Origin of the sequence: Shewanella sp., from assembly GCF_051658185.1 — a bacterium.
Taxonomy (GTDB): Bacteria; Pseudomonadota; Gammaproteobacteria; order Enterobacterales; family Shewanellaceae; genus Shewanella.
This window is the reverse complement of record NZ_JBOFMC010000192.1, coordinates 1-9,145: the sequence shown is the minus strand read 5'-3', so window position 1 is coordinate 9,145 and position 9,145 is coordinate 1. Positions and strand designations below refer to the sequence as shown.

Annotated in this window: 9 protein-coding genes; all 9 read left to right on the top strand. The window is 50.6% G+C overall.

The features are described 5' to 3' along the window. A partial coding sequence (gene trpD, locus ACRCZA_RS07675) for an anthranilate phosphoribosyltransferase (RefSeq protein WP_438673863.1) occupies window positions 1–565 on the top strand: 565 nt, incomplete at its 5' end. A 77-nt stretch (window positions 566–642) separates the two neighbouring features. Next, a complete protein-coding gene (trpCF, locus tag ACRCZA_RS07670; protein ID WP_438673864.1) occupies window positions 643–2,052 on the top strand; it encodes a bifunctional indole-3-glycerol-phosphate synthase TrpC/phosphoribosylanthranilate isomerase TrpF in 1,410 nt (469 codons plus the stop codon). Between the two features lie 109 nt (window positions 2,053–2,161). After that, a complete protein-coding gene (trpB, locus tag ACRCZA_RS07665; protein ID WP_438673862.1) occupies window positions 2,162–3,352 on the top strand; it encodes a tryptophan synthase subunit beta in 1,191 nt (396 codons plus the stop codon). Between the two features lie 5 nt (window positions 3,353–3,357). After that, complete coding sequence (trpA, locus tag ACRCZA_RS07660) at window positions 3,358–4,194, top strand: tryptophan synthase subunit alpha (protein WP_438673861.1); 837 nt, start codon at window positions 3,358–3,360, stop codon at window positions 4,192–4,194. Between the two features lie 379 nt (window positions 4,195–4,573). Continuing rightward, window positions 4,574–5,119 carry a septation protein A gene (locus ACRCZA_RS07655; protein ID WP_438673860.1) on the top strand — a complete coding sequence of 182 codons (546 nt, stop codon included), beginning with the start codon at window positions 4,574–4,576 and terminating at the stop codon, window positions 5,117–5,119. Next, complete coding sequence (locus ACRCZA_RS07650) at window positions 5,119–5,418, top strand: YciI family protein (protein ID WP_438673859.1); 300 nt, start codon at window positions 5,119–5,121, stop codon at window positions 5,416–5,418. The genes ACRCZA_RS07655 and ACRCZA_RS07650 overlap by 1 nt, the downstream gene beginning before the upstream one ends. Then, window positions 5,418–6,230: an exodeoxyribonuclease III gene (gene xthA, locus ACRCZA_RS07645; RefSeq protein WP_438673858.1), complete on the top strand. Its 813-nt coding sequence runs from the start codon at window positions 5,418–5,420 to the stop codon at window positions 6,228–6,230. Before ACRCZA_RS07650 ends, xthA begins: the two co-directional genes overlap by 1 nt. 202 nt (window positions 6,231–6,432) lie before the next feature. After that, window positions 6,433–7,800 (top strand): sigma-54 interaction domain-containing protein, encoded by a 1,368-nt coding sequence (locus tag ACRCZA_RS07640; protein ID WP_438673857.1) that lies wholly within the window; start codon window positions 6,433–6,435, stop codon window positions 7,798–7,800. A gap of 42 nt (window positions 7,801–7,842) precedes the next feature. Next, entirely contained in the window at window positions 7,843–8,649 is an 807-nt protein-coding gene (locus ACRCZA_RS07635; RefSeq protein ID WP_438673856.1) for a DsbA family protein, read from the top strand. The last annotated feature ends 496 nt before the right edge of the window (window positions 8,650–9,145 follow it).

Here is a 9,145-nt window from a genome sequence, read left to right as displayed (position 1 = left end):
CCCCCACTACCACGGCGGCGTCAAACATGCAGCCCCAGTCAGGCAAGCACTAAAAACTCGCACATTATTCAATGTGTTAGGACCGTTGATTAACCCAGCGCGCCCCGAGTTTATGCTACTTGGGGTATATAGCCCAGAGTTGGTTACCCCTATCGCCCGCGTGCTGCAAGCCCTTGGCACCCAAAGAGCCATGGTGGTACATGGCAGCGGTTTAGATGAAGTCGCCCTCCATGGCAGCACCCAAGTGGCTGAACTTAAAGACGGTGAAATTATTGAATATCAATTAACGCCAGCAGATTTTGGTGTACCGCACGCTCACCTTTACGAGCTCGAGGGGGAAGACCCGGCTCAAAACGCCCTGATCACCCAAACGATTTTACAAGGACACGGCAGCGACGCCCACACTCACGCGGTTGCCATCAATGCCGGTTGTGCCCTATATCTGTGTGGCTTGTCGGAATCAGTAAAAATGGGAACCGCCCTTGCGCTCAGCACCATAAAAAGCGGCAAAGCCTTTGAATTAATTAACCAACTCGCTAAAGTCAGTAGCGAAGCACAGGAATAGTGGCCATGACACAGGTTCAACAACCCGACGCAAATCGCTCGCAAGATTATCAAGCATCTCAAGACGTCAGGGGCATAATGCAAACCCACACCGCAAAAGCCAACGTGCTAACCCGTATCGTCGACACTAAAGTCGCCCATATTGCCGCCCTTAAACTGCGATTTCCTGAGGCAAGCTTAGCCCCTAAAGTCTCGGACCGTAGCCTATTCGCCGCCCTCAAAGCACCAAAGGCGAGTTATATTTTAGAATGCAAAAAAGCGAGCCCATCCAAAGGGTTAATCCGTAAAGACTTTGATGTCGAAGCCATCGCCTCAATTTATACAAAATATGCCGCCGGGATTTCGGTATTAACCGATGAGCAATTTTTCCAAGGGGACATGGACTATATCCCTAAAGTGCGGGCAAAGGTGAGCCAACCCATTCTGTGTAAAGACTTTTTTGTTGATGAATATCAAATCAAATTGGCGGCCCATCAGGGCGCCGATGCCATTTTGTTAATGCTCTCTGTACTCGATGATGAGCGATATCAGCAACTTGCCAGCGAAGCGGCCAAGTATCAACTCGATGTATTGACCGAAGTCAGCAATGAGGAAGAACTTAAGCGCGCCATCGCCTTAGATGCACCGATTATTGGCATCAATAACCGTAACTTGCGGGATTTAAGCACCGATCTTGCCACCACTGAGGCCCTCGCGCCCCATATTGGCCGCGATCGCGTGGTGATCAGCGAATCGGGGATTTATACCAATGACCAAGTGCGCCGCTTAAGTCCGCTGGTCGATGGCTTCTTGGTCGGTAGCTCAATTATGGCCGAAGAAGATATTGATTTGGCCTGCCGTAAATTGATCTTCGGTCACAATAAAGTCTGCGGCCTCACCCGCCTTGAGGATATTGAAGCGGCGGCCAATGCCGGCGCCGTTTATGCTGGACTCATTTTTGCTGAAAAATCGCCACGCGCACTCACAAAAGATGCCGCCAAACATTTAGTCGAGCAATACCACGCAGCCAAATTGCCCGCCATTGAATTGGTGGGCGTATTTGTTAACAGCACACCTCAGTTGATAGTCAATCTCGCCAAAGCATGTGATTTGGCCGCCGTGCAACTGCATGGCAGTGAAACCGATCTCGAAATTGCCGAACTAAGCCAATTATTACAACAAGCGGGACTGAAGACACACATTTGGAAGGCGGTCAGTGTTGATGCCGCCAGCGGCGAACTCGGTGCCATGCCCAAAGGAGTACAACGTTATCTGTTTGATAGTAAAAATAATGCAGGTTTTGGTGGCACGGGCCAGCCCTTTAATTGGCACTTACCTCTTGCCCATAAAGCAAACGCCTTTCTCGCGGGAGGCCTCAGTGCCGCCAATGCCGCGACCGCCAATGCCCAAGGATTTTACGGTTTAGATTTTAACTCCGGCCTCGAAACCGCCCCCGGCATAAAATCGGCGGAACAGATCCGCGCGGCCTTTAACCAATTACGACTCTGATGATTTTGTAACAACGAGTACAACGCTCCCAATAACAAGAATGAATCTCTCGATGACACGTTAATCAAACATCGCCATCGAAACAAATGAATAGGATAAGGAACAAGGTATGTCACAGTTAAAGCTTAACCCTTATTTCGGCGAATACGGTGGTATGTATGTGCCACAGATTTTAGTCCCGGCCCTCAAGCAACTCGAAAGTGCCTTTGTTGAAGCGCAAACCGATGCGTCCTTCCAAGCCGAATTTACCGACTTACTGAAAAACTACGCAGGCCGCCCCACTGCGCTGACCTTAACCCGCAACTTAAGTCCCAACCCTATGGTAAAAATCTACCTCAAGCGGGAGGATTTACTCCATGGCGGTGCCCATAAAACCAATCAGGTATTGGGCCAAGCGTTGCTCGCTAAGCGCATGGGTAAAAAAGAAATTATTGCCGAAACCGGTGCGGGCCAACACGGTGTTGCCACGGCTCTGGCCTGTGCCCTGCTGGGGTTAAAATGCAAAGTGTATATGGGGGCTAAAGACGTGGCCCGCCAATCACCTAACGTATTTAGAATGCGGCTGATGGGCGCAGAGGTTATCCCTGTCACCTCAGGCTCTGCCACCTTAAAAGATGCCTGTAACGAGGCGATGCGTGACTGGTCAGGTAGCTATGAAAAGGCTCACTACCTTTTAGGTACTGCAGCAGGGCCCCATCCGTTCCCGACCATCGTACGTGAATTCCAACGGATGATCGGTGAAGAAACCAAAAAACAAATACTTGAGCGCGAAGGTCGCCTGCCCGATGCGGTGATCGCCTGTGTCGGCGGCGGCTCCAATGCCATTGGGATGTTCGCCGACTTTATTGATGAAGCCAGTGTTGAGCTGATTGGCGTCGAGCCTGCGGGTAAAGGGATTGATACCCCGATGCATGGCGCGCCGCTCAAGCATGGCAAAACCGGCATTTTCTTTGGCATGAAAGCCCCACTCATGCAGGACAGTGAAGGCCAAATTGAAGAATCTTACTCGATTTCAGCGGGATTAGACTTCCCCTCCGTCGGCCCACAGCATGCCCATTTGAACGCCATCGGCCGCGCCCGTTATGAATCGGCGACCGATGATGAAGCCCTCGAAGCCTTCCAACTGCTCGCCCGCAGCGAAGGGATAATCCCGGCGCTCGAATCAGCCCATGCTATTGCCTACGCCTTACAACTTGCTAAACAATGCACCAAGGAAACCATTCTGGTCGTCAACCTCTCAGGCCGAGGCGATAAAGATATTTTCACTGTGTCTGATATTTTAAACGGTAAAGAGGAATAACTAAGATGAACAGCATTTCAAACCAAACTATCCCTCATCAAGCCAGCCGGTATCAAGCAGCCTTTAGCCGTTTAAAAACCGAAGGCCGTGGCGCCTTTGTGCCCTTTGTCACCTTAGGCGACCCAAGCCCAGAGCTGTCACTTAAGATTATCGACACTTTAGTACAAAACGGTGCCGATGCGTTGGAGCTCGGCTTTCCCTTCTCCGATCCGCTCGCCGATGGCCCCGTGATCCAAGGCGCAAACCTAAGATCTTTAGCCGCTGGCACAACACCAACAGCCTGCTTTGAATTGCTGGCCCAGATCCGCGCCAAATACCCTGAACTTCCCATAGGATTATTGCTGTACGCCAATCTGGTGTTCGCCAATGGTATCGATGCTTTCTATGCGAAAGCGCAACAAGCGGGCGTGGATTCAGTGTTAATTGCCGATGTGCCGGTGGAAGAAGCCGCGCCTTTTATCCAAGCCGCCAAAGCCCATGGCATTGCGCCCATTTTTATTGCGCCGCCCAATGCCGATGGCGAAACCCTGGCGAAGGTCAGCCAAAGTGGTGAAGGCTATACCTATTTATTATCGCGGGCGGGCGTCACGGGCACCGACACTAAAGCGGGTACGCCTGTCGAAGAGATTTTAGCTAAACTGCAAGAATTGAATGCCCCGCCGCCGCTATTAGGCTTTGGTATTGCAGAACCGGCCCAGGTGAGCGCCGCCATCAACGCAGGCGCTGCAGGCGCGATCTCGGGCTCAGCCGTAGTCAAAATTATCGAGGCCTATCAACACGATGAAATTAAGCTGCTTACCACACTGGGCGAATTTACCCGCACCATGAAAGCGGCAACCTAACACCATCCACCCAACAGCGTCTGGCTTAACCTCTATTTGGCCATGACGCTGAACACACTGACAACTGCCTACCCCATGGCGCTAACGCAGCTGTTTATGTGCTTAGTGCCAACTCTTCATTAACCATCAAATGCCCTGAACACCATCACCAGCCTGGATCATTCAGGCCGAGGATAAATTCACCATAGCGAACTAAAAAATGCCCTGCACAGTGGCACTCCAGCGCTACGCTAGCCCGTCCATACCGCTCAAGCGTCCACGTCAGGCCCGCGGGCCCCGACAAACTCACGCCTTTAATGACCATGCTCGCCGATGATGACTTTTTCCCACTCGCCGTGCGTGTTACACTCTGGCCCACGTCTCTTTACCACGATTATTTATGAAACAACTGCTCGATTTCCTGCCTCTCATTATCTTTTTTGCCGTCTATAAGTTTTTTGATATTTATATCGCCAGTGGTGCCTTAATCGCAGCGACGGCGCTGCAATTAATCGTCACCTACGCGCTATACAAAAAACTTGAAAAGATGCACCTGATCACCTTCGCCATGGTCACCGTCTTTGGCACACTCACCTTAGTCTTCCATGACGATGCCTTTATTAAATGGAAAGTGACCATAGTGTACGCCCTCTTTGCTCTCGCCTTAGGGGTAAGCCAACTCCTTAATAAATCAATATTAAAATCGATGTTAGGCAAAGAAATGCAAGTGCCTGATAAGATTTGGGCCCATGTGACTTGGTATTGGGTCAGCTTTTTTGCCGTGTGCGGCCTAGTGAATATTTACGTGGCTTTTAGTTTGCCCTTAGCAACTTGGGTCAACTTCAAAGTGTTTGGCTTAACCGCCTTAACCTTAGTGAACACTGTCCTGACCGTATTTTATCTTTATAAACACCTTCCCGAAGATCAACGCAAGGAATTCAAATAATGTGGTACATGATTTCAGCGCAAGATGTTGACAACAGTTTAGAAAAACGTCTGGCCGCACGCCCTGCCCATTTAGCACGTTTACAAGAATTAGCCGATGAAGGCCGCTTATTGCTCGCCGGCCCTCATCCTGCCATTGACAGCGACAATCCCGGCGAAGCGGGCTTTAGTGGCTCACTGGTCGTGGCCGAGTTTGACTCCTTAGCCACAGCGCAGGCTTGGGCGAATGCCGACCCTTACTTCGCCGCCGGCGTGTATCAGAGTGTGGTCGTTAAACCCTTCAAACGAGTTCTGCCTTAATGAAAATTGTGTCGTTTAATATCAATGGATTACGTTCTCGCCTGCACCAACTGCAAGCGCTGATCGATAGCCATCAACCCGACATTATTGGCCTGCAGGAAACCAAAGTTCATGACGAGGCATTTCCCTTAGCCGAAGTCGAGGCCATGGGCTATCACGTGCACTATCATGGCGGTAAAGCCCATTATGGGGTGGCCATGCTGTCTAAAGTCGCCCCCATTAAGGTGCAAAAAGGCTTTGCAACCGATGATGACGATGCCCAGCGCCGGATGATTATCGCCACCTTTACCCAGCCAAATGGTCGTCCATTGACTGTGTTAAATGGCTATTTCCCTCAGGGTGAAAGTATCGATCATCCGACCAAGTACCCCGCTAAACGTAAGTTTTATCAGGACTTAATGGCGCATCTGCACGCCAACCACCGCAACGATGAAGATATTGCCATCATAGGGGATATCAATATTTCGCCCATCGATTTAGATATCGGCATTGGCGAAATCAATCGTAAACGTTGGTTAAAAACCGGTAAGTGCAGCTTCCAACCGGAAGAGCGTGAATGGCTGCAAACGTTGCAAGCCTGGGGCTTAATCGACACCTTCCGTCAATTACACCCAACGCGCACCGAGCGCTATTCTTGGTTTGATTACCGCAGCAAAGGTTTTGATGATAACCGTGGTCTGCGCATCGATGTGATTTTAGCAACACCATCACTGGCCGCGCGCCTAATCGAGTCGGACGTCGATTACTGTCTGCGCGCAATCGATAAACCCTCAGATCATGCGCCCATCTGGAGCACCTTTAACGAGGTCTAACCGACTCGGGATAACTTGAATAATAGACAAAAAAACATCGGCTTATGCCGATGTTTTTATTTCTTCGATTGACCCGCTGCACCTCAAAACATGCCATATTGGCACGATTAAATCACCCTAAGCCGCCTAATGTCGCCCCTTGCTTGAAGGATGGGGGATCTGTGCATACACTTTAGAACCTGAGTACCACTTGGCTTAAAAAATGTGCTCGCAACAGCATAACAAACCGCATTTAGCCAATGTTCGACAGCGTACATTACTGCTGCTGTCCCGGGCTGATAGTGCGCAAACCATCAGCGATAAACTCAGCCAATACGCTTGGCAATGTTTGCTAGCAAGCACGAGTCAGCAGGCCATCGTTCTTCTCAATAGTCATCAAGTACGGATCGCGCTGGCACAAATTGATAGCCACTCTCATTCCTTGGCCACCGACATCCGCCATATCCAGCACCATTTCCCCCACCTACTTTGGCAAGCCCTGACAGAGCATACATTGGAGCATCCATGCCATTGGCTATTTGCCGCTCATTTTATTGATTACCATCATCTGCCACTGGACTGGGACAACGTGAATCGCAGTCTTGGCCACGCCGAAGGCATGGCCAAACTACTCGCAGAAGGCGCGGCGTCCATCGAGCGCCATGAGATAGATGTTCTCCATGAGATCCAAGGCTCACACCCCTGTATTGCTCAGTTAAAACAAGACATCCACAAATTAGCCCATACCGATGAAACCATATTGCTCTCAGGCGAGACAGGGACGGGCAAGAGCCTGTGTGCCCGATGGTTACATACACTGTCACGCCGCGCCGAGGGGCCTTTTGTCTCCGTCAATTGTGGCGCGCTGCCTGCCTCTCTTATCCAATCGACCCTGTTTGGCCATGAAAAAGGCGCCTTCACCGGGGCAGATAAACGCTACATTGGCCATATCGAGCAGGCCGAGGGCGGCACCCTGTTTTTAGATGAAATTGCCGATCTGCCGCTCGAGCTTCAAGTCAACCTGCTGCATTTCCTCGACAATCAACACATTTTGCGCATCGGCAGCAGCCAGCCCATCAAGGTAGATTGCCAGCTGATTTTTGCAACCCATATTGATCTGGAAAACGCCGTAGAAGAAGGTAAGTTCCGGGAAGATCTCTATCATCGCATCAATGTGCTCCGACTCCATATTCCGAGCCTTAGGGATTACAAAAGCGACATCATGATGCTTGCAGAACAATTTTTGCATAACACCGCTGCGGGGCAAAAACGGCAGTTTGCTGACGACGCGGTGGAGTCTATTTGCAACTACAGTTGGCCGGGCAATGTACGAGAACTCCAAAATCGAGTGCGCCGCGCCATGATCATGAGCGATGGCCCGATTATCCACGCCGATGCCTTGGGGATCCCCAGCCATCTAGGCAAGCTAGCGCGGACAGCACTCCCTCTCAATGCCGCCCAGCTCGATGCGAATGTATTGTTTAAGGCCGTCGCCGATAATCACAACAATATCTCTGCCGCCGCTAAGCAATTAAAGATTTCAAGGTCAACATTTTACCGCTTAATCAAGAAGTGCAACATTCAACGTTAACGGTACCTCAGGCTGCAGGAGGCACCCAACAAGGAGCAATCAATGACATTCACACCCACCCCCCTCTTGCTGGCACTACTGCTAGGGCTTAGCCAAAGCGCCTGCCAGCCGCAAAAATTAGAGCAAGGTCAAGCTTCAACAGCTTCAACAGAGAGTCAGGCGCAGCTTGATGCCATCAAAGCTGAGCTAAGTCAGATAAAAATCGAGCTCAAACAGGTTTCTAGCCAAGTCGAGGAGATCCATACGATCGCCACGGCCTCCACCCGGCCCACCACCCGTAAACTGCCGAACCTCAGTGAACAGGAACTCAGCCTTCACACTCCAAGCCTTGGCGATCCTCAGGCGCAGCTCGCCATTGTTGAATTTTCTGACTTCCAGTGCCCTTACTGTAAACGATTCTTGGATACCACTTTTAGCCAACTCAAACAGACCTATATTGATAGCGGCAAGGTGCAATACTTAGTAAAAAACTTCCCCTTAACCTTCCATGCCAATGCTGAGCCTGCGGCCATCGCCGCTTACTGCGCCGGTGAGCAAGGCGCTTATTGGCCAATGCGTGATAAATTGTTTGCCAATATGACCGTCCTGAACGATGGGCTTTACACTCAACTTGCCAATGAACTTAAGCTGGATATGAAGCAATTTAATCACTGCCAAACCGCCGTCGAGACTAAAGCGCAAATCGCTGCTGACCGAGCCCTCGGCAGCAAGCTTGGCGTGCAGGGAACGCCCAGCTTTGTCATCGGCACGCTGAAGGATAAGCAGTTGCTGGCCCCTGAACTCTTGGTGGGGGCGCAGGACTTCAATGCCTTTAGCGCCGTGATCACGTCGATACAATCCAAACCTTAATCCATCCTGTATCCTCTTATCCCTAAACTGTGGACGATAAGATGCTGTGACGATACGGAAGATGCTGGCGTCGGCAACTCAGTTGGCGGCCTTTCCTGCTGCGCCAGCGCTATTTAGTTATGGGTGATAAACTATGGACTATGAGCTATGGGCTATGGGCTATGAGCGATGGGCATCCCTTTGTCTCTCACGCCAGACTGTTACGGCGCCAGTTGCAATTTAACACCTTGCCCTTTTGCTCAGGGGGTTCATATTGCCTCATTGCCTCAGAGTCTCTGCTGCCGTTCGGTTGTGCAGGGTACTGGTTCCGTTAATCCGCTCTATTCATCAAGTCGCTGGCTCCTTGAACTGAATCGCTTGATCAGAGTCGCTTAATCAGAATCACTTATTCAAAATCACTTATACGAAGCCATTGAACACAGTCCCCATCTGCGAAGTCCTTAGCAAAAATACCACTGTATTTTTATGGCTTAAGACTTACCCACCGCGATCTTAG